This window comes from Bradyrhizobium sp. AZCC 1610, assembly GCF_036924515.1.
Classification (GTDB): Bacteria; Pseudomonadota; Alphaproteobacteria; order Rhizobiales; family Xanthobacteraceae; genus Bradyrhizobium.
This window is the reverse complement of sequence record NZ_JAZHRR010000001.1, coordinates 1,208,415-1,228,300: the sequence shown is the minus strand read 5'-3', so window position 1 is coordinate 1,228,300 and position 19,886 is coordinate 1,208,415. Positions and strand designations below refer to the sequence as shown.

15 protein-coding genes and 1 pseudogene are annotated in these 19,886 nt (G+C 58.7%); 3 read left to right on the top strand and 13 right to left on the bottom strand.

Annotation, left to right across the window (positions count from 1 at the left end):
- Positions 1-319: 319 nt before the first annotated feature.
- On the bottom strand, positions 320-1,015 hold the full coding sequence (locus tag V1279_RS06080; RefSeq protein WP_334433495.1) for an urease accessory protein: 696 nt from the start codon (positions 1,013-1,015) through the stop codon (positions 320-322).
- A gap of 234 nt (positions 1,016-1,249) precedes the next feature.
- Positions 1,250-1,639, bottom strand: a complete 390-nt coding sequence (locus V1279_RS06075; protein WP_334433492.1) for an Ig-like domain-containing protein — start codon at positions 1,637-1,639, stop codon at positions 1,250-1,252.
- Between the two features lie 1,153 nt (positions 1,640-2,792).
- Here V1279_RS06075 and V1279_RS06070 point away from each other — a divergent pair.
- Positions 2,793-3,368, top strand: a complete 576-nt coding sequence (locus tag V1279_RS06070) for a methyltransferase family protein (RefSeq protein ID WP_334433489.1) — start codon at positions 2,793-2,795, stop codon at positions 3,366-3,368.
- 540 nt (positions 3,369-3,908) lie between these two features.
- On the opposite strand, the gene V1279_RS06065 is transcribed toward V1279_RS06070, so the two are convergent.
- Both V1279_RS06065 and V1279_RS06060 read right to left on the bottom strand, forming a co-directional pair.
- Positions 3,909-4,541: a nucleoside deaminase gene (locus tag V1279_RS06065; protein WP_334433486.1), complete on the bottom strand. Its 633-nt coding sequence runs from the start codon at positions 4,539-4,541 to the stop codon at positions 3,909-3,911.
- An 821-nt stretch (positions 4,542-5,362) separates the two neighbouring features.
- On the bottom strand, positions 5,363-5,593 hold the full coding sequence (locus V1279_RS06060) for a hypothetical protein (protein ID WP_334433483.1): 231 nt from the start codon (positions 5,591-5,593) through the stop codon (positions 5,363-5,365).
- A 530-nt stretch (positions 5,594-6,123) separates the two neighbouring features.
- On the opposite strand from V1279_RS06060, the gene V1279_RS06055 reads away from it, so the two are divergent.
- Positions 6,124-6,837: a Bax inhibitor-1/YccA family protein gene (locus V1279_RS06055; RefSeq protein ID WP_334433480.1), complete on the top strand. Its 714-nt coding sequence runs from the start codon at positions 6,124-6,126 to the stop codon at positions 6,835-6,837.
- Positions 6,838-7,295: 458 nt separating this feature from the next.
- Here the strand turns inward: V1279_RS06055 and V1279_RS06050 are convergent, their stop codons facing one another.
- The 7 genes and pseudogenes from V1279_RS06050 to V1279_RS06020 all read right to left on the bottom strand — a co-directional run bounded on the left by V1279_RS06050 (position 7,296) and on the right by V1279_RS06020 (position 17,529).
- Positions 7,296-8,831: an AMP-binding protein gene (locus V1279_RS06050; RefSeq protein WP_334446230.1), complete on the bottom strand. Its 1,536-nt coding sequence runs from the start codon at positions 8,829-8,831 to the stop codon at positions 7,296-7,298.
- 178 nt (positions 8,832-9,009) lie between these two features.
- Positions 9,010-10,950 (bottom strand): alkyl/aryl-sulfatase, encoded by a 1,941-nt coding sequence (locus V1279_RS06045; RefSeq protein WP_334433478.1) that lies wholly within the window; start codon positions 10,948-10,950, stop codon positions 9,010-9,012.
- Positions 10,951-11,002: 52 nt separating this feature from the next.
- A complete protein-coding gene (locus tag V1279_RS06040) occupies positions 11,003-12,607 on the bottom strand; it encodes a GMC family oxidoreductase (RefSeq protein WP_334433476.1) in 1,605 nt (534 codons plus the stop codon).
- A pseudogene (locus tag V1279_RS06035) lies at positions 12,604-14,091 on the bottom strand (coniferyl aldehyde dehydrogenase). Before V1279_RS06035 ends, V1279_RS06040 begins: the two are co-directional and overlap by 4 nt.
- Positions 14,092-14,478: 387 nt before the next feature.
- A complete protein-coding gene (gene phaZ, locus V1279_RS06030) occupies positions 14,479-15,366 on the bottom strand; it encodes a poly(3-hydroxyalkanoate) depolymerase (protein WP_334433474.1) in 888 nt (295 codons plus the stop codon).
- Positions 15,356-17,062 (bottom strand): alpha/beta fold hydrolase, encoded by a 1,707-nt coding sequence (locus V1279_RS06025; RefSeq protein ID WP_334433472.1) that lies wholly within the window; start codon positions 17,060-17,062, stop codon positions 15,356-15,358. Before V1279_RS06025 ends, phaZ begins: the two co-directional genes overlap by 11 nt.
- On the bottom strand, positions 17,059-17,529 hold the full coding sequence (locus V1279_RS06020; protein ID WP_334433470.1) for a MaoC family dehydratase: 471 nt from the start codon (positions 17,527-17,529) through the stop codon (positions 17,059-17,061). Before V1279_RS06020 ends, V1279_RS06025 begins: the two co-directional genes overlap by 4 nt.
- 382 nt (positions 17,530-17,911) lie before the next feature.
- On the opposite strand from V1279_RS06020, the gene V1279_RS06015 reads away from it, so the two are divergent.
- Positions 17,912-18,892, top strand: coding sequence for an AraC family transcriptional regulator (locus tag V1279_RS06015; RefSeq protein ID WP_334433468.1), 981 nt, complete (start codon positions 17,912-17,914; stop codon positions 18,890-18,892).
- Here the strand turns inward: V1279_RS06015 and V1279_RS06010 are convergent.
- Together V1279_RS06010 and V1279_RS06005 are read right to left on the bottom strand one after the other, a co-directional pair.
- Complete coding sequence (locus V1279_RS06010; RefSeq protein ID WP_334446228.1) at positions 18,828-19,313, bottom strand: alkyl sulfatase dimerization domain-containing protein; 486 nt, start codon at positions 19,311-19,313, stop codon at positions 18,828-18,830. The two genes, V1279_RS06015 and V1279_RS06010, sit on opposite strands and share 65 nt — an antisense overlap.
- A gap of 31 nt (positions 19,314-19,344) precedes the next feature.
- Complete coding sequence (locus V1279_RS06005) at positions 19,345-19,764, bottom strand: hypothetical protein (protein WP_334446227.1); 420 nt, start codon at positions 19,762-19,764, stop codon at positions 19,345-19,347.
- Between the last annotated feature and the right edge of the window lie 122 nt (positions 19,765-19,886).

Below are 19,886 nucleotides of genomic sequence, written 5' to 3'. Positions count from 1 at the left end.
AGATAGATGCAACCCGGAAATCGTGACATAGCTGCCCCGTGGCCTTTTCAGCCACAAGAGCGGACATCCAGCGACTGCTGCGGCATGTCCGTTTCGTGCCCATTCGCGTCAGTTTGACGATGTCCCCGTTACTTCCGCTTCAGCCTTGATAGCCTACGTTCGGCGGAGGGATTGGCAGGTCGATTTAGGCTATCGCGTGGAAGCCCGGCAAGTTCAATTAAGATAGCGCGACGCACTGATGGCCTCTTTCGCCCGGCTACCGTGCCGGAAACTGTTCCGATGCTACTGCATCAGCCCGCAGCGCAGGCTGCAACCGGCGTCAGGCCAAGACAGTCTCGAGCACCGTCATGATTCCGATCGCGATGGTGGCGAGGCCCACCGCCCCCTGCAGGCCGCGATTGGCCCAGGTGAGCCAGCGGGCGGAAACCGCGAGCGGCACCGCGATCACGATCGACAAGGCGCCCATGCCGATCATCGAGCCGATCCCGAACAGCGCGACGTAACCGAGCCCGACCGCGGGACTGGACGCCTGCGATACCGCTAATACCAGTAGCGCCGCCGAACCCGCCATGCCATGCATCAGCCCGACCAGCAAGGTGCGCCAACGGAAGCCATGGTCATGCGCGTGGGCGGAGCGAGCATGCGGCGTAGTTTCGCCGGCGTGGCTATGGGCGTGAAAATGCACCGTGCCGTCGCCATGGCCGTGCCGGTGAAAATGGACGCGAGCGCGCCACAGCCGCCACAGCACATGCGCGCCGAGGCCGATCAGCATCACGCCGACGGCGGTCTCCATCGGCCTGGCGATGGTTTCAGGGATGGCGCGGCCGAGCAGAATGGCGGCGCCGGCAAACACGAACAGCGTGAGCGTGTGGCCGAGCCCCCAAGTCAGCCCGTGCTTGACGATATCGGCCACATGGCTGCGGCGCGCGGCGATGCTGGATACGGCGGCGATATGGTCGGCTTCGAGCGCATGCTGCATGCCCAGCAGAAACCCCAGCCCCAGAATTCCAAACATACGCCACCTAACCCGCTCTGTGATTCAACCAAATGCCAGGCCGAAGCCTTGCCGGGCCAACACTTCCATCGAGCAGTCCCATCAGATGGAACTTCACACCGGATGGCGGACCGCAACCGAACGCGATGGGTCGTTCGAGTCGGGGCCAAGTGCGCGCTTCTGGTCAGTCAATATCGTCGACAACGGCCCGCTATGGTTCGCGAAACGGGCGTCACCTGATAGAGTGATCCAACGCTATTGGAGGATTGCGTTGATAGTGATTACTGACGTGCCAGAACTCGTCTGACTCTTGCCGGTCGCCTGAACGGAGAAAGCATCTCTACCTCTGTATCCAGCTTCCGATGTGTATACAAAAGAAGATACATTGAGCTGTTGCAGGGTGCCGTGCGCCGGATTCTGCGAAACGCTCGAACTCAATATTTCGCCGGCAATATTGACGGAAAACATGCAACTCCCGCCGGAAGCGATCTCGATATAGCCCGTCGAGTTAAAGCCCCAGCCTGCTGGCGGTGATCCCGACACCACGCACTGAGGAGCGTTCTGGGTAAGTGCGGGCGACGACGCAACCACCAATCCCAGCGCGGCCATCATCAGTACCGAACTCGCTCGCATCATGTGTGTCATTTGGGTTGCTCCATTGATGTTCTTCGGAAACCTCAGATTGTCAATGGCGACGTCGCCAGGTCCGTCCGGAAAGATATTCCAACCTGCTCAACGCGCTATGCAATTTCGGCAGAGGTTGATTCGGAAGTGTCCCTGCTAGCGCGGCCCGTCCGTTGTACCCTCAAGAGCAGACGGGGCACTGAACCCCGCTGTTATGGGCAGCATGACCGACGTTTGCGACAGCGCTCAGCATCACCCATTTGGCTGCGCGACGTGAGTCCATCCGATTGCTGGCTTCGCTGAAGCGTGGGAAATGATGACGGCAAGTTGCAGTTCGACGCGCGGCGCACTCGATCAAACTGCCGCATCAATTCCCATTTCTTGGATGGCGAAGTGTTATCCGTCAGCGTCACCGCCAAGCGGTGGGCCAATGCCGAGGCGGCACCGCAAACTCGCCATCCTCGCCGTTATTGCATAGCGGCCTTGGCTCCGCCGGATATATCGTTGTCTCGGCCGGGCCGACAATTATCCGGGAAACGCTCAGCTCGTGCCCGGTTACACTGGCCCGGTGTCCGTCAAGGAGGCAAATATGATCGGTATCCGAGGAACGCTCTTCGCTGTCGCTTTAGTCGTGCCATTCTTTGGAGCCTTGCTATCGGCAGAAGCAGCAAAGGTAGATCAAAGGGCCGCACGTGCTGAATGCTTCAGGCAGGCCCAAGCCGCTGTAAACGCCATCGGCTTTAGTCCGACTACTGCCGACAAGAACGCTGTCGGAATGGACGCCTATCGTCAGTGCTGCTTCAAAGCGGGCATACGGCCGTAAATACTCGGTCGTCTTCTGAAAGACTGCCGTCAGGCGGCCATTTAGCCTGCAATTGACGCCTGCCCCGGAGATCGCGTCCCAAAATTTGGACGCCGATCCAGGAAACGCCTACGTTCCTCCGCCGGCGGTGGTGGTCCAATAGCCTTGAGCACCGCCGTGAGTTGCGCTCCCGAACTGGGGCGCAGGTCACGGCGGACCAATCTGCCCCGTTAATGAGTACACGAGGGCTCAATCGAAGACCGGCCGAAGAATGCTTGGGACCAGCCGGTCGCTGCCCTTGCGGTGAGCTATGTGCTCCCCATACTCCTGCTATCCATCGCACTCTATCTGATACGACTCCGCGCCTAGGAAATGTCAACACTGGCCGTCGTCCTCCGTATCGTCGCCCTCCTCGCCTTTGCGGGACTCATGTTGTTGTCAGTTAGTTGGAGTCGCGGACATACCAAGACGCGAGCACGTCAGGATCGTGGCGACCGAGCACCGCTGGTGGCCAACTTCACTGCTCTCGGCCTGTTCTTCCTTTCGCTTTTGATCTTTCCCAGCAGCCCCGCCGGTTTCACGGCACTGCTGCTGGCGCTGTCAGGGTCCCTTCTTGCGCTAGCGGGCGCCGCCCTCGTCGTCAGATCCCGGGCCGAGCTTGGTGCCGCTTGGAGCTACGCGCCCATAGCAGATCAGAGCACCGGCCTCATCACAACCGGCCCTTATCGCCTCGTGCGACACCCCATCTATCTGGGCCTTGCACTGCTCGTCATGGGCGAAGCGCTCGCCTTCGGCAGTTGGCCGGCTCTCTTTATTGCGCTGTCGGGGATCGTCCCGACCTTGGCCTGGCGCGCTCGCGCGGAGGAGAAACTGCTCAGCCGTACATTTGGCGAGCGCTACGAGATCTATCGACAGCGAACCAAGATGATCATCCCGCACCTTCTCTAGACCCTACCCACGATGTGTCGACTAACCGATACGCGATGCGGCAAAGAATAATCGCGAGCCTCGGCCCGCTACCTTCTGCCTGACCTCCGGACTATGGATATCTGGAAGCCGCAGCGACGGCGAAGTTCCTATTCATGCGGCCTTAACAGGATCCGATCGGCATCGTTAGAGCAAAACTCGCATGCGCTCTTCGTGACTCCGCGGAGCTGTCGTAGTGAGCGAGTGAGGCAAGATCACCTATGGCAATCAGCATAGATACGATGGACGTCCGCTTTCCGGCAGCGACTCCAGGTACTGGAGGTCGGCTAGGGCAAAAACGCCGTTTCGGCCCTCTGCTGATATCTTCCGGTCTAGTCCGATTAACAGACATTCTCGGTGTCAGTCGGCACGTCTCAATGGCGCCAATCCGGAAAGTCGCAGTTCTACCAATCTTAGCCTATGCCCGCCCTTGAGGCGCGCCAAGAGCCGCATCGGAGACAACAATCCAAGAGGGACAGACCCAATAAGCCAATTCGGTGTCAACAGCGGATGTGAAGAATCCTAACCGCGCCAAAGGCGATCAACAACAAAAACCCTTGCCCAAGTTGCAAGGCGCGAGCCGGGCCCAACTCGCATCTTGCCTTTTAAAGTCCCAGCCCGATCATCTCTGGAGCCATCCACGAATATCCTCCGAGCTTTCACGAATTCCCAAATGAACGGATTCCACTTCTGAAAAACCTTCTGAACTTCGTCGTGCAAACATCCTGACACGACATCGGGCGGGGAAGCAAATACCTCCGGCAATGTTGAGGACAAACCGGCATCGGTTAGAATATTCCATCGTGAGTTACCGCCCATTACCGGGGATCGTAGGCCGAATATCACTCTGCCGATCCTGCTTTCCCGGATGGCGTAAGAACACATCGCGCAGGGCTCGATAGTCGAATAGATCGTGCACTCATCGAGGCTCGTTGACCCTAACTCTTTCTGAGCTGAAGAAATTGCGACCATCTCGGCGTGCCGCGTAACGTCTCGTTCGTTTCTGACCATATTGAGCGATTCGCAAATGAATTCGCCTCGTCGTCCGATGACAGCTGCAAACGGGTATTCCCTCTTTGAACTCGCGGATTGTGCCAGAGCAACGCAGCGGCGCATCATTGCTATATCGAATGCTTCTGAATCATGCTTGGTCATGGCACTGACTTTTGCGGCACGACAGACCGTCAAGATGATCTCGGGATTTGCCCCCGGACGAAATAATAATGACTGTTCACGGCATTAATCACATCGAAAAAGCTCTGCTGATCGCTCAACGGCTCGGGAAACTGAGCACCAGTATAGCAGCCTACCCGACCACTGTCCGGCTAGTCCAATGTCCGAGACAGGTCGAACTTACGCATAGAAATTTTGTCTCGATTACGTGCATGTCTCAAAGGTGCCAAACTCAGAACGAAAGAGTTCGAAGACGGCGCGAATTTGGCGGTCTGCGGCTACTACTCGCACAGCCACGACTGCGCCGCAGCGCTATTTTTCAGAACTGGCCCGGTTGAGCAGGTGGACTGAGCCAATCCGATCGCAGGTTGTTCGGGTTATTCCGATCGAATAAGTCCTGCCTAGTAAGGCCGCTCGGGCGAGCATCAATTGAGGGTGGGATTCTGCGAGGCTCGTGGCTTGGTGCGACTACGGCTTCGGCTCGTACGACGCAATTGGCAGAATAGCCAGCGTATTGGCAGTAAACTACGGCATTCCCCGTCCCAGTGCTCCCAGCTAAGAACCCAATTATTAGCGACGCCCACAATGCGATTGATCGCTTCATTTTAGCCTCCCGGGGCAAACCACTCTCGTAGCCAATCCACGATACAGCATGATCGCAAAAGAAGTGTCGGGCTATGCAGAAAAGTCAAGATTATTGCAGTCTTCTTCGTCTTTGCGCGTCGCGGTCCCGGTGATTTCGACGGCCTCCGCTCGACCGTCGAGGGTTGCTATGAGCCGTTCAATCTCGCCGCAATCGCGGATCAGCCGCAGACTCGCACTCGGCGGACCCGCCAGCCATGGCCGTCCCAGAAACGCTGTGTCACCCATTCGCAACTGCCAAAATCGTCGTATGGCCCGCGACCTGCTCCGTAAGGGGCGGGCTCATAATAGCGGCCCGGAGCGGCGACGCCACGCTGTGCGCTTGCGGGCGTCGCGGCGAGCGAACCGGCAATCGTTGCGACCGCGACAAAGGCAGCAAATGTTTTCCTCATTCTAGGCCCTCCTGTGCGCGCATGGCGTGCGGTCACGCGACCGCCGCACCATCAACCATGCCAAGAAATTCCCGCCGTTGCATGCCAACCCCCAGCGGGCGATTGTATCAGGTCAACTGGGTGCATTGATAGGGGCTGGCTTCGAGTTGCTTGTTGCAAAGTCCTGATGTCCGTTGAGGGTCCATTTCCGTACGTCGAAGCGCCCAAGCGCGAGGTCCGCTTTGCCCCTATCAACAGACGTCGTCACCGTGGTGGGCACGTCCGCTAAGTGTGCCAACACAGGCGACATAAGCTTGACCGGACACGTTCGGTTGTTAGAGCACAATTATCCACTTCGTGCCGAAATCGCATAGCATCGCACAGGGTTCCGCTTTAATTTGATAAGTCGGTCGAGGTCGCTGTCTTTGGCGAAGCTGCTGATATCCGCGAGGATTAGCTCACACTACGGAACGTGCGATCGTCTGCCTCATCTGTCGGAGTTGAGCGGCGGCTCGCTGCTTCCCGCAGGAGCTATCAAGAGGATACGCCCCATGGCGAACTACGATCCAAATGCAGCTGCGCCCGGCTTCTCCGCAAACCGCGCCACGGCGATAGACGTCGGCCTTCGCGCTTTCATGCTGGGCATATACAATTACATGGCCGCCGGCGTTGGCTTGACCGGCGTTGCCGCGTTCTTGACCTATCAGTTCACCGGCCCCGAATTGCTTCAAAGTCCGCTGATGTGGGTGCTCATGCTGGCGCCGCTGGGACTAGTGTTCTTTATCAGTGCTCGAATCAACACGTTGTCGGTGGAAGCTGCGCGAGGATTGTTTTTCCTCTATGCGGCCCTTGTCGGGATTTCATTGTCGACCATCTTCCACATCTACACGGAGTCCTCGATCACGCGGGTGTTCTTTATCTCGGCGGCCGCCTTCGGCGCGCTCAGCATCTGGGGTTACACTACCCAGCGAAACTTGTCGGGATTCGGAACTTTCCTGTTCATGGGCCTGATCGGCATCATTATCGCAAGCCTGGTCAATCTGTTTCTGAGATCGAGCGGGCTCGATTGGATGATTTCCATTATCGGCGTCGGTGTCTTTGCGGGCCTCACGGCTTACGATACCCAGCGGATCAAGGGGATGTACGACCGCGGCGATGACGCCACTTCGGCCGGCCGCAAGGCCGTGATGGGCGCACTGTCGCTCTACCTCAACTTCATCAACCTGTTCATGATGATGCTGCGCCTGATGGGCGGCCGACGCTAGAGTGCGAGCAATTCTCGCACGCGAGCCGCTTGCCCGCGGGCGATATGTGCTTCACCCCCGATAGTATTGCAAAACTCTTTTTGTCTCACCGATCATAAATCTCCGAACTATAGGCGCGGCGATCGAATATTGATGTGGGGAAACCAGTTCATTCCGTGACGAACTCACGGGCGACTTCCGTAGCGCGCGTTTGAGGCTACATTGATTGACGGTTGCCGGTTGCAGGCCGAATGCCTCGGAATCCGGGGTATGCAGCCGGCGCCGGCGCGGCATCCCGCCTCCTCCGGACGGGCCCTGTTGGTCCGCCTCTGAACCCGGTCTGCAGGAGCAGGCCTGATCGGTGAACCTCGCGGCACCACCTTGCCTTCAAAGCGTTACACGGCACCGGCTGCATTTAATGTCTCATTTAGAAGCAGCCTCAAGGGTACGGACCGAGATCGATGACGGCATGCGTCAGCTTACTGATCGCGGAGCTCGCGGCGCAGAATTTTTCCGACGTTGGATTTGGGTAGCGCGTCGATGAACTGAACAATCTTTGGCGTCTTGTAGGCCGTCATTTCCCTGCGGCAATGTGCGATCATATCCTCGGCTGTCAAGGAGGCATTCGGCGCCTTGACGACAAACAGCTTGACCGCCTCGCCCGTCTTCTCGTCCGATACACCGACGCATGCGCACTCCATCACGCCGGGACACGCGGTAGCAACCGCCTCGACCTCGTTCGGAAACACGTTGAAGCCGGAGACGAGGATCATGTCCTTCTTGCGGTCGACGATCTTCAAAAACCCATTTCGGTCGAACATGCCGACGTCGCCCGTGCGGAAGTAGCCATCAGCGGTGAACGCCGTCGCATTGACCTCCGGCTTCTCCCAATAACCGCGCATCACTTGCGGTCCCTTGGCACAAATCTCGCCAGCTTCGCCGATTGCGACCTCACGATCGCTATCGTCCAGAAGCTTGATGTCGGTCGATGGCACGGGCAAGCCGGTCGTCGCAGAGAACTCTGTCACGCGCATTGGATTGAACGACAGCACGGGGCTGGTCTCCGAAAGGCCGTAGCCTTCACGGATGATCTGACCGGTGATCTGCCGCCATCTTTCCGAAGTAGCTGCGATCACGGCGGCCCCGCCACCCCCGGACAAGCGAAGATTCGAGAAGTCCACCTCAGTGATCCTGGGGTGAGCAACCAGAGCGGCATACAGGGTGTTGACCCCCATGAACACCGTGGGCCTGGCCTGTTTCAGGGTCTGGATGAAGCTGTCCATGTCGCGTGGATTGGCGACAAGCCAGTTGTCGGCGCCAACGGAGAAATAGGTGATGAAATTCACCATGAGTGCGAAGATGTGATACAGCGGGATTGCAGTGACGATCACGTCTTCGCCGGAAGGCGGAGCACCGCGCATCGCAGCCTTGAACTGTTCTGTATTGGCTACCAGGTTGCGATGTGACAGCGCGGCGCCTTTTGACAGGCCGGTCGTTCCGCCGGTGTACTGCAGGAACAACAGATCGTCGCTGTTTAGACTCACCGGTTCGAAGGTGAGTGCGGCTCCTTCGACAAGTGCGTCGGCCAATGCAATGGCTCGCTTCAGGCGCTCGTCCACCGGCGGACTGGGCAGGCGCTGGCCGGTGCCGTCGCCAGGACCCGCGGTGATGACCGTCTCAAGCGGCGTCGTGGCCATGATTTCCGCTACGGTTGCCGACGACCCTGTGAAAACCACCATGATCTTGACGCCAGCATCGCGGAGCTGATGCTCGAGCTCACGCGGCGTATAGAGCGGATTGACGTTAACCTGCACGCCGCCGGCCCGGATGATGCCAAGGAAGGCGATTGGAAATGCGAGCAGGTTGGGCATCATGACCGCAATTCGATCGCCCTTTCTCACGCCAAGCTTCGTCTGCAGGTAACTCGCGAAGTTCCGCGACTGCCGATCCACCTCGGCGTAGGTCAACGTCTGTCCGAAGGATCGGAATGCGGGCTTCTCAGCGTGGACCGTCATCGCCCGTTCGAGCATGTGCACTACGGAAGGGTAAGCATCGGGGTTGATTTCGACGGGAATGTCGCACTCACGGTATGTGGCAAGCCATGGTCTTTCAGTCACGTCAAAATCCTCATGTTTGTCTTGTCGATTGGTCGATCTCAATCGCCGTCGTGGGCGGATTGGAGAATTGTCTCGGTTACTTCGTTACGATCGCAAAGGTCCCCGGCGCCTTGTCGATCAGGGTCAGGAAGCGGACCAAATCGATCCTGCTTCCATCGATCTTCAAGTCGTCGTTGAAGAGGAAATCCTTTATGCCTGCGGTGCCAGCCATCATCCTGATAAAGATGGGCTTGGTCAGCGTGAGCGTCGCATTGGCATCGGCAGCGGGCTCGGACTTCTTGTGATGCAGAACCGCGTTCTCGATCCAAAGCACGAATGACTCCTTGGTATCCGAGAACACAAGATTCACCTTCAGATCCTTGCCTTCAGCAGCCGGTCCGTCCAGCCCTGCCGCCATCGCTTCGAGGAACCGCTCGATAGGGGTTTGCGAGAGCATGTCGATGAAGCCCGAGCGATCTATGCCCTTTTTTGGCGGACCATTGCGCAGCTCCGCTGCCGCCGTCAGGTAACTGTTTCGCCACGTTGCGGCCTCGGCCATATAACCCATCTGATCGTATGTGCGAGCCAACAGGTCCTTGGCAGCCTGGTGATCGGGTTCAGCGAAAACGACATGGTTCAGCAGTTCGGCTGTCCATCTGTAGTCACCCTTGTCGAACGCCGTTTGAGCGGCAACGACGGTCTTGTCCGCGCCGCCGATGAGATCCAGGTAGCGTTTGGCGGATTCCTGAGGCGGCAGCGAATTCAAATTAGCGGGGTTGCCGTCATAGGCGCCGAGATAGAACTGGTACACGGCCTTAACATTGTGGCGCAGGTCGCCATAATAGCCCCGCACGCCCAAATACGACTCTAGCGACTTGGGCAATTTGATCTTGTCGGCGATTTCGCGTGGCGTATAGCCGGCGTTGATCAAACGCACGGTTTGGTCATGCGTGTATTTATATAGGTCGCGTTGCTTAGTGATGAACTCGGCGATGCGCTTCTGGCCCCAAATTGGCCAATTGTGCTGACCAAAATAGACCTCGGAGTCACGGGTCTGCTCCAGCGCCTGCTCCATGTAGGCAGCCCAGCGAAGGGCATCGCGCACCTTGGCGCCACGGACAGGCAGCAGATTGTGCATCGTTTGCGCCATATTCTCGGCGCCCGCATAGGCCTTCTTGTCAGGTACCGTGAAGGTCAACTCAGCGGGGGCTTCGGCGCCCGGTACGTTATAGAACACGAAGCGCACGCCGTCGAGCGTCAGCTCCTGCGACGCCTGGGTGATCAGCTGCGTCGGCTCGAGAATGCCGAACGAGCCGTAGGCTACGGCTTTGCCCAAGCCGGTATCGACCATACCCTTGGGCGAACGCTCCAGGTTCTTGCCGAACTGGTAGAGTGAACGTCTGCCCATTGCGGTACCGACCATCACATTCTCGCTGGTAGCTTCCGCCATGAATCCTTCAGGGGCCACGACTGGAATGTTCCGTTCGGCGACTTCCTTCGCCGGTGCGACGCCCAATGCGCCACCGAAATGGTCGATGTGGCTATGCGTGAACACGATTGCTGAGACGGGCTTGTCGCCCAAATGCTTGCGCGCAAACGCCAATGCCGCGGCCGCGCTCTCGCGACAGGTCAGTGCATCCACGACGATCCACCCGTTCTTGCCTTCGATCAGCGTCATGTTCCCGACGTCGAAGCCGCGCAACTGGTAGATTCCGTCGGTTACCTTGAACAGACCGATCTGGGCATTGAGGATGGCATGACGCCACAGACTCGGGTTGACGGTGGGCGGAGCCTTGCCTTCGACGAACTTGAACTCATCGAAATCGACCAGCACATTGCCATTTGCGTCGAGAATCTTGCCTTCGGGCCGTGCAATGAATCCGCGCTTGGCGTCTTCGAAGTCCTGCTGGTCTTCAAGGTTGAGCTCTTGCGCAAATTTCTCATTGGCCTTCAGTGTCGCCGGCATGGAATCTCCGCCCGTGATGACGACCTCGGCCTTGTTGTTGCAGCCCGTGATCGCAAACAGCGAAGCGACCATCGCGCATCGAATGATTTTCGTCATGGTTTTGGGTCCCGTGGGAAATGGAGCTTCAGACATTTTCTCGGATTAGGTCGGCGGCCTTTTCAGCAACCATGATCGTCGGAGCATTGGTGTTGCCACCCACCATCGTCGGCATGATCGACGCATCAACTACGCGCAAACCGCTGACGCCCCGTACTCGCAGCCTTGCATCGACCACGGCGGCCGGATCGCTCTCCGGACCCATCTTGCAGGTTCCGACCGGGTGATACTGCGTGTCGGCACGGCGGCGAATATCGTTCTCCAAGCCGGCGGGATCGTCGGTCCGCGTCGGGTACAGCATCTTGCCGCGGAAACGATCGAAAGGCTTGGATTCGATGATGCTCTGCTGGACCTGGGCTCCCTTGATCAACAGCTTCAGATCGCGTTCGTCGGAAAGGAAATTGGGATCAATCCTGGGCGCATCGCGCGGATCGGTGCTGTTGAGCCCCACCGTACCCCGGCTATAGGGGCGCAAGACGTCGACATGGCAGGAGATGCCATGGCCCAGATGGAGCTTGCGCGCGTGATCGTCGACGAGAGCGATGACGAAGACCAGTTGCAGATCGGGCACCAAAACTTCCTGCGACGAACGAAAGAACGCGCCGGCAGTTGCATAGGTCGTTGTCACGAGGCCAGTACGCTTCCTCTTCCATTCGATAGCCGCGCTTGCCAGCTTCGCTGTGCATCGGAGCGAAGCGCCAACCGTTTCGGTGTCGCTCGGCACGCGCCATGATTGAACATAATCGATGTGGTCCTGCAGATTCTTTCCAACCCCAGGCAGTTCATTCACGACCGGAATGCCGAGCTGTTTCAGATCCTCGCCCGCGCCAATGCCGGAAAGCTGCAGAAGCTGCGGTGAGCCAAAGGCCCCACCCGCCAGGATCACTTCCCGTCGAGCCCGCACCTCCTTCAGTTCGCCCCCTTGGTAGTACGACACGCCGCACGCACGTCGATTCTCGATCACTACCTTTGCCGATACGGCATGGGTCAGAACCTCGAGATTTTTGCGCGACAGGTTTGGGGTGATGTAGGCTTTGGCAGCACTGCAGCGCTCGCCGTTCTTGTGGGTGACCTGGTATTCGAAGGCGCCCTCTTGCTCGGCGCCGTTGTAATCAGGATTCCGCCGAATTTGTTGCATGGCCGCGGCGTCGAGGAACAGTTTGGTAAACGGGCTCTCGTGACGCGGATAGGTAACGTTCAATGGGCCGCCCTGCCCGTGGTAGCTATCCTTATACTGTTCGTTGTTCTCGGCGCGTTTGAACAGCGGCAAGACGTCGTCGTAAGACCAGCCGGGATTGCCCAGCGAGGCCCAGCGATCGTAGTCCCACTTGTTTCCCCGCACATAAAGCATGGCATTGATCGAGCTTGAGCCCCCAAGGGTCTTGCCGCGCGGTTGATATCCGCGGCGGCCATTCAGACCGGGCTGCGGCACCGTTTGGTACGCATAGTTATTGATCTTGGTTGGCACCATCGCGACGACGCCCGCCGGCGCGTGAATCAGGACGCTCTTGTCCCGTCCGCCGGCTTCCAGCAGACACACAGTGATCTTTGGATCCTCTGTAAGGCGAGAGGCTAACACGCACCCGGCAGAACCGGCGCCGACAACAACGAAGTCGAATTCACGATAATTCATGGTGTACTCTCGATGAGAGGGCTAGCAATTGATTCCTTCAGAGAGGGATCGCCCGTTCCGAGGAACAGTTTCAACGACAAGCGCTGCACGAGATTGCCGTAAGGAGGGTAAAAGAGACCGACGGGAAAAAAGCGATGCCGCTTGAACACAGTCTTTGCGTGCGACAGCTCGCGAAAACCTTCCACCCCGTGATAAGTACCCATGCCGGAATGGCCAACGCCACCAAAGGGGGCGTCATGATTGATCGCATGCCATCCCCAGTCATTGATGGTTACTCCGCCTGAATGAGTGCGGCGCAGGAGCTCCTGGCGTTCACCTGCGTCATGGCTGAAGCAGTACATCGCAAGCGGACGTTCGCCGGCATTGATGAACCGGATAGCCTCTTCCAAAGTGTCGTAGGGCACCACCGGAAGAATCGGACCGAACAATTCCTCGTTCATGATCCGCATTTCTGCGGTACAGTTGGTGACGACATGCAACGGCATCTGTCGGCCGTTGCGGCCTACGTCATACTCTGAGCAGGGAATAACCGTGGCGCCCTTTTCACGCGCGTCCGACAGCAATCCATTGAGGCGCCCGCAGTGCCGATCGTTCACGATCCACGTCTAGTCGTTGCCGCCGGGATTGGGTGCGCACATTTTCAGCGCGTTCGACTTAACTTCGGCGACGAAATCATTCACTCGCTCGCGTGGGACCAATGCGTAGTCGGGCGAAACACAGATTTGTCCGCAGTTGGCTGTCTTACCGTGGGTAATCCGTTTTGCAGCATCAGCGAGGGGATAGTTGCGCATGACGACCGCAGGCGATTTCCCACCGAGCTCCAAAGTCACCGGCGTGAGACTTTCGGAAGCGGTTCGCATGACAATCTTGCCGATGCCTGGCGAACCCGTGAATATGATGTGATTAAACGGCAGCGCCGTGAAAACGTTGGGGTCCGCCAACTCCTCACCAACCACGGCGACTTCTTCCTCCTGAAAGACTTCACCGAGCATTCGCGCGAGCTCAGCGTTCGTGGCAGGCGTGATCTCCGACATCTTGATCATCACCCGATTGCCCGCCGCGAGAGCAGCGATCAGCGGACCGACAGCGAGATAGACCGGAAAATTCCACGGCACGATGATGCCGACCACACCTTTGGGCTGATAGGTGACCGACAGGCTGTTCGATAGGAACAGTAATTCGGTGGCGCGCCTGCTCGGCTTCATCCAGCCCCTGAGATGAGCGATGGCGTGGTTCGCCTCAAGCGTCGATCCGAGCAGGTCGAGCATTTTCGACTCGGTCGGCGCCCGAAAGCCGAAGTCGCGGCTCATGGCGCTGGCCAGCACGTCCTGATAGCGGCTGATCTGCCGCTTCAGCGCCTTGATGCTGGCTCGACGACGCGATGCCGATGGATAGGGATCTGCGTTGAAGGCCGCGCGCTGTGCCGCAAATATTCGGGCGACGCGCAGCGCAGCATAGTCAACGGGGCTTCCGGACGAATTCATCTAACCAATCCTCCCTCGGGACGCTTTTTGAGCTTGCGTTAAACCCGACGAGGCAAGCTTTACGTTCGGGATCATCCGTCAAAAAGGTCGGATTCAGACAAGTTAGGGTGAAAAACTGCCAACTTGCGTTTTGCCTGCTTTCCTAGCGATTGCGGCAATGCGACCTCGAGCGCTCGTACTCCCTGCGCGGTCCAACTTTATTGCCGGTGGCACGCAAAACACGTCACGTTGGCGCCGAGGCCGCCACTTGTTTCGAGTCGATCAAGCTGCCGGCTGATACGCTACTCAGGCATTGCCGATCCGCCTATGCGAATTCGGCACATGGACTTTGCGAGCAGCCCTGCATCTGAGTAGAAGCGCGAGTGGCGGCCTGATTTCGCTAATATGCTAGCCCGCCAGAAACGCCTCGATGATTCCGGCTGTCTCGGCGGGGCGCGTCACGAGAAACAGATGCCCGTCATCGACGATCTCCAGCCGGGCGTACGGGATGAGATGCGCAAGGATCCGACCGTTGACCAGCGGCACCAACGGGTCGTCGCGCCCCATGAGAACGAGGGTCGGCTGGCGCAACCGCCACAACCACGGGAAGCTGGTCCATCCCGTCATGGCAATCAGCTGATAGAGATACCCGATGCCGCGGGTGCCCGCGATCGCGTTGGCATGGCGGGTGATCAGGGACGGGTCATCCCGAAAGGCGCCACCGTATATTTGGGGCGCGATTTTGCCCAGATAGCGCTTGTCGAGATACCGTCGCGGCGTCGCCATTCGCATGATCACGCCAGGGCTGCCCGGCACCATGATCGCGCCCGCCGAGGTCGCCGCCAGCACTAGTCGCCGGCAGACCCGGGGATACTGATACGCAAATTGCTGCGCCATGCCGCCGCCCCAGGACACGCCCGCGACATCGACTTCCCGATATCCCAATTCGGCGACCAGACGGGCAGCCAGGCGTGCGATGGTCGAAGGACGGTAAGGCAACAACGGCAGCGGCGAACCGCCGATACCGGGTATGTCAAAGATGATCGCCGGCGTGTCCGTCAGCGCTTCGAGAAAAGGCTTCGCCAGTTCCCAGTTTGCGCCGATACCGTTGAACAGCAGAAGCGGCGGCCGGCTGCCTGGCGAGTGCTTCACTGCAGTGTTGAGCAGTTGGCCTCCCACCCGGATCATGCGGACCTCGATTCCGCCCGAGGAGCCGCTCGAGTTCATGACGGACGCGCCCGGCTTCAAGGTGCCGTCCGCCACAGGCTTATCGGCGGCATCGCTGTCACTGTTCAAAGACATAGGTTCCTGGAGCCTTGCCAACGACTTGGTGACGCTTGCTGCCGAGTGATTTCGGCGCCTCAATTTGACTATCGGACCGCTCCTGCAGCCAGTCGCGCCAGTTAAGCCACCAGCTTCCCTGCCGCTTCTCCGCGCTGTTCAGAAAAGCATCCGGGCCGCCCGGGTTGACCGGACCGATCGCGTAAGAGGCTTTCCTGTTGGTAGGTGGGTTGATGAGGCTCTGGAGGTGACCACTGTTCGCAAGGATGAAGGTCGTGCTATCGCCCATGATCCGTGCCGTTTCGTAAACCGCCTTCCACGGCGTGATATGATCGGTGACGCCGGCAATGACATAGCTGTCGACCTTGGCCTTGCCCATATCGATGGCCCTGCCATTGAGGATCAGCTTGCCCGGATTGACGAAGGGATTGGTGGCATAGAGATCGATATAGTCGCTATGGAGGCGAGCCGGCAGCCGCGTCGTGTCCGCGTTCCAGAACAGGATGTCAAAGGCCGGCGGCGGATTTCCGAGTAGATAGTTGTTCACCCAGTAGTTCCAGATCAGATCGTTTGGCCGCATCCACGCAAACAGGCGCGCCAGATCCTGCCCGTCCAGAACTCCCTGCAGGCGGGAGGCTGCCTTGGCCGCAAGCATCGTTTCCGTGGTGATCAGCGAACCGAACGAGCTTTCGCCGAATGTGCCACAATCGAGAATGCAAACTGCCAGGATCATGTTCTTGATCTTGGCTCTGTTCGCAGTCCCAAGCGTCGCAAAATAGGCAGAGGACGTAATTCCGCCCGAGCAGGAGCCCATCATGCTGACGTCGTCGCAGCCTGTTATGTCGCACACGGCGTCAACCGCTTCGTCGATCGCCGCGACATAGGTATCAAGACCCCAGTCGCGATGCTCTTCCGTCGGATTACGCCAGCTGATGCAAAAGGTCTGAATTCCGCTGTCAAGCAGAAAGCGGATCATGCTCTTGTCAGGCGCAAGATCGACCGCATAGTACTTGTTGATCTGCGGCGGCGTTATCACCAGCGGCCTTCGCCACACGTTCGGCGTCGTCGGCGCGTACTGGATCAGCTCGAGAAGCTCGTTGCGGAAAACCACCGACCCGGGAGTGGAGGCCAGGCTTTCGCCGACCTTGAATGCGGACCGATCCACCTGTGAAGGCAGGCCGCCATTCTTGCCGATGTCCTCGAGAATATGCTGAAAGCCCCGCCATAAGCTCTTGCCGCCTGTATCGATCAGTTTGCGCACCGCAACCGGGTTCGCCAGCAAATTGTTGGTCGGCGAAAGTGCATCGATCCAGATGGTCGTGATGAGATTAGCGCGCTCCTTGTCGACGTCGCTCAGGCTGCTCTGGTTGACGAACTCGTTGAGTGCGTTTCCCAAGGCCAGATAGGCCTTGAGCAGCCCGCTATGCAAGGCGCTGCTTTTCCAGGTTGGATCGACAAACCGCTTGTCGCCGGCTTCGGGCTGCCGCTCGGACTTTCCGCTGACAATCTCGCCCAACTCGCCGATGAAGGAAAGCCATTGGTTGGTCACTACTTTCGGCTCGTTGACCATGGCTTTGAGAAGAATTCGGGCGCTGTCGAACAGATCTTTACCGCGCAAGCCGATCAGCGGATTGAGCGCAAGCGTGCTCCTCGAGGCCTGCTCGAACAGAATGTCCTTGGGTGCCTCTTCGAAACGGGCAGCGTTACTCATTTGCTCTGTCCGGGAAGCAAGAGTGCGAGGGTTTCGGCGATCAAAGCGGGCTTTTCAGAGCCTTCGATCTCGAGCGTGTTTTGCGTTTTCATGATGATCTGTCCGCCGTCCCTAGGCTCGGCGCCGAGCAGAATGGTGCGCAGACGGACCCGCGCGCCCGCCGGTACAGGCGCGATGAAGCGGACCTTATTGATGCCGTAGTTCAGGCCGGCCGCGGCATCTTTTGGGATGACTCCGATCTGAATGGCGAGCGGAGTGACCATCGAGAGCGCCAGGTAGCCGTGAGCGATCGGGCCGCGGAATGGGCTCTCGCGCTTCGCCCGTTCAACATCGACGTGAATCCATTGATCGTCCCCGGTGCAAGCCGCGAATGTACTGATGCGCGGCTGATCGATCGTGACCCAGTCGGAAACGCCGAGTTCTTCTCCGACGTGCTCGCCGACCTCGGCAAGGGTTAGGTCCTTCATGTTTCTCTCCGATATCGTTGTTTGTGACCGCTAGTGGGTGGCCCAGCACTCCTCGCAATTTTCGAAAAGCCGGCCGCCCTCGTCGCAACCGTTCTCGGTGATGGTGCAATAGAGGGCGGGAGCCCCGCCAAAAAGGTTGAAATCGGACAAGCTAAGGTGAAAAACTGCCAACTTGCGTTCGGCCTCGGCTCGGCTGGGTGCCAACCGCGAAACGCGGCTGCTTCGCTCGAATATGAGCCAAGCTCAGCATCAGGGAGTAAGGGGCATGCAGGGAGTCAGATCTGAACCAGCTGCCGCAGGTAATGAAACTCCCATGCGAGCGCGCGGAGCATATGGCAGCGCTCCTGACATAGTCACGCACAGCATGCTGGGAATTGGCGGTTTGTTCGAGGAGATGGCGTCTTACGGTATTTCGCGTGCGGCGCTGATTGCGAATACAGGCATCGAACTTGCCGCGCTGGACGATCCGGCGGCGCGCATGACCCATCAGCAGAAGATATTGCTTTTTCGCAATGTGCAACGCCTGTCGCCCCATCCTGGAGTCGGCCTGTTCGCCGGCCAGCGTCAGCGCCTTTCAGACTTTGGTGTGTTCGGCTATGCGCTCGCCTCCTCTGCCACTTTGGGCGACGCCCTTGCCTTCGGCGTCAAGCACGTTAGGCTTGCCGGGCCGGTGCTTGAGAAAAGCCTTCGCGTTGAAGACGGCGTGGCGATCTTCGAGGGCCACGATCCCTTTGAACTCGGTGAATTGTTGCCACTCGTCAGCGAATTCTGGTTTAGCTCGACACACAGCGTGATCGGACGCGTCCTGGAACGTCCCTTTCCTTCTCGACGATTGTTGTTGCCGTATCCAGCGCCAAAGCATGCTCCGCTTTATTCCGAAATATTCCAATGCAGGGTCGAGTTTGATGCCGGGACCATGCAATGGCATTTCGACCCAACACTTCTCAAGGAGAGGTGCCCAAATGCCAATCCGATAACCGCGCGGATGTGCGCGGACTTTTGCCATCGTATGCTGCAATCATTCAACGATGACGAACCGGAATTGGTCAGGACTGTCCGCTCGGCATGTCTTGACAGCGTCGGTGGCTTTCCAAGCGTCGTTGATGTGGCGGCACGCATTAATGTCTCCCCACGCACGTTGCACCGTCGGTTGGCCGAGTCCGGAAACAGCTATCAAGCCATTCTCGACGACGTGCGCCGCCGCCTAGCTGAGGAATATCTTCGCAATACCGCTCTGAGCACTGAAGAGATTGCAGCGCGGACCGGGTTTTCCGAAGCATCGAACTTTCGGAAAGCGTTCAAGAAATGGACCAACGAGCTACCCGCGGATTACCGTCGTCGCACGTCGCCTCGGACAAACTAGTCCGGCTGTTTGTTTCTATTGCCGCCTTCATGCCGTCGGTCTTCTCGTGGTTCAGGCGCAGCGCGACGAAGTCGAACAGCAGTTCATTGGTCATGCCGCGCACCGTGTCCGCCCCGCTCGTGCTGACGCCTGGGTCCTTCGGTCCGCTGCGCAGTTCGAGCGCGCCCATCAGGTAGGCGTTGCGCCAGGTCGCCGACTCGGTCTGGTAACCGATCTGTTCCAGCGCGTTGGCCTGCAGCGCACGCGCTTCGGCGTTGTTCGGGTTGGCAAAGACCGCCTTGTTGACCAGTTCGACCACCCAGCGGTAGTCACCGTCGGCAAAGGCCTTGCGGCCCAGCGCCACGACCGCCGCCTCGCCGCATCGCCGCAACGCCGCAACGTAGCGCTTGGACCGCGCGCAGGTTGTGGCTGAAGTTTCCAGAGGTTCAGAATCCAGTCGGCGGACCTGCTTCTTATTGCATTGTGATAGTCACCCCGCCCACGGCAGCCGACACCTCAGCACCTACCCGGGCACCGCTGAGCTGTAGGATGACGCCGTTGGCGTTCTGCAACTGCACGCCCCCAGCTCCTGCGGCGATCGCACCGCCTGCGCCGGCTACGACATAGCTGCCTGCAAGATCGCCGGGGCGCCGCAAGTTCAATGCCCTGCCCACGAACTTACTGGTGGAGGCGCCGATCGAAAAGCCCAAGCTCATGCCCGAAACCGTGAAGGGATACTTCTTGCCACGAAAGGTTAGTACACCCTGGCCACCGCCGACATCGACGATAAAGCCGCCCTTGGTAAATACGACACTCACCGTGCCGGTTTCAGCGAAGCATACCCTTGTAAAACCCATGAGCAGCAATACGGCGACAAAAGTGACTTGAGCCATCCGGTGAATTTTCATAATGCCCTCCCAATGTCTGGTCCAAGTTTCCCAGCTTCTAACGCTCAGCTGCGCCCTCCTGCGTTTGGATCGGTAAAATCCACTGCATTTTTGCGACAGTAGCGGAG

What these genes read in the sequence shown, in the direction of transcription:
- V1279_RS06045 (WP_334433478.1), bottom strand. Translation starts at nt 10,950, where the DNA reads ATGGTCGCTTCGCTGTTTGCGATCACGGGCTGCAACAACAAGGCCGAG.
- V1279_RS06065 (WP_334433486.1), bottom strand. Translation starts at nt 4,541, where the DNA reads ATGACCAAGCATGATTCAGAAGCATTCGATATAGCAATGATGCGCCGC.
- V1279_RS06055 (WP_334433480.1), top strand. Translation starts at nt 6,124, where the DNA reads ATGGCGAACTACGATCCAAATGCAGCTGCGCCCGGCTTCTCCGCAAAC.
- V1279_RS06040 (WP_334433476.1), bottom strand. Translation starts at nt 12,607, where the DNA reads ATGAATTATCGTGAATTCGACTTCGTTGTTGTCGGCGCCGGTTCTGCC.
- V1279_RS06005 (WP_334446227.1), bottom strand. Translation starts at nt 19,764, where the DNA reads ATGGCTCAAGTCACTTTTGTCGCCGTATTGCTGCTCATGGGTTTTACA.
- V1279_RS06025 (WP_334433472.1), bottom strand. Translation starts at nt 17,062, where the DNA reads ATGAGTAACGCTGCCCGTTTCGAAGAGGCACCCAAGGACATTCTGTTC.
- V1279_RS06080 (WP_334433495.1), bottom strand. Translation starts at nt 1,015, where the DNA reads ATGTTTGGAATTCTGGGGCTGGGGTTTCTGCTGGGCATGCAGCATGCG.
- V1279_RS06075 (WP_334433492.1), bottom strand. Translation starts at nt 1,639, where the DNA reads ATGACACACATGATGCGAGCGAGTTCGGTACTGATGATGGCCGCGCTG.
- V1279_RS06020 (WP_334433470.1), bottom strand. Translation starts at nt 17,529, where the DNA reads ATGAAGGACCTAACCCTTGCCGAGGTCGGCGAGCACGTCGGAGAAGAA.
- V1279_RS06050 (WP_334446230.1), bottom strand. Translation starts at nt 8,831, where the DNA reads ATGACGGTCCACGCTGAGAAGCCCGCATTCCGATCCTTCGGACAGACG.
- V1279_RS06060 (WP_334433483.1), bottom strand. Translation starts at nt 5,593, where the DNA reads ATGAGGAAAACATTTGCTGCCTTTGTCGCGGTCGCAACGATTGCCGGT.
- V1279_RS06070 (WP_334433489.1), top strand. Translation starts at nt 2,793, where the DNA reads ATGTCAACACTGGCCGTCGTCCTCCGTATCGTCGCCCTCCTCGCCTTT.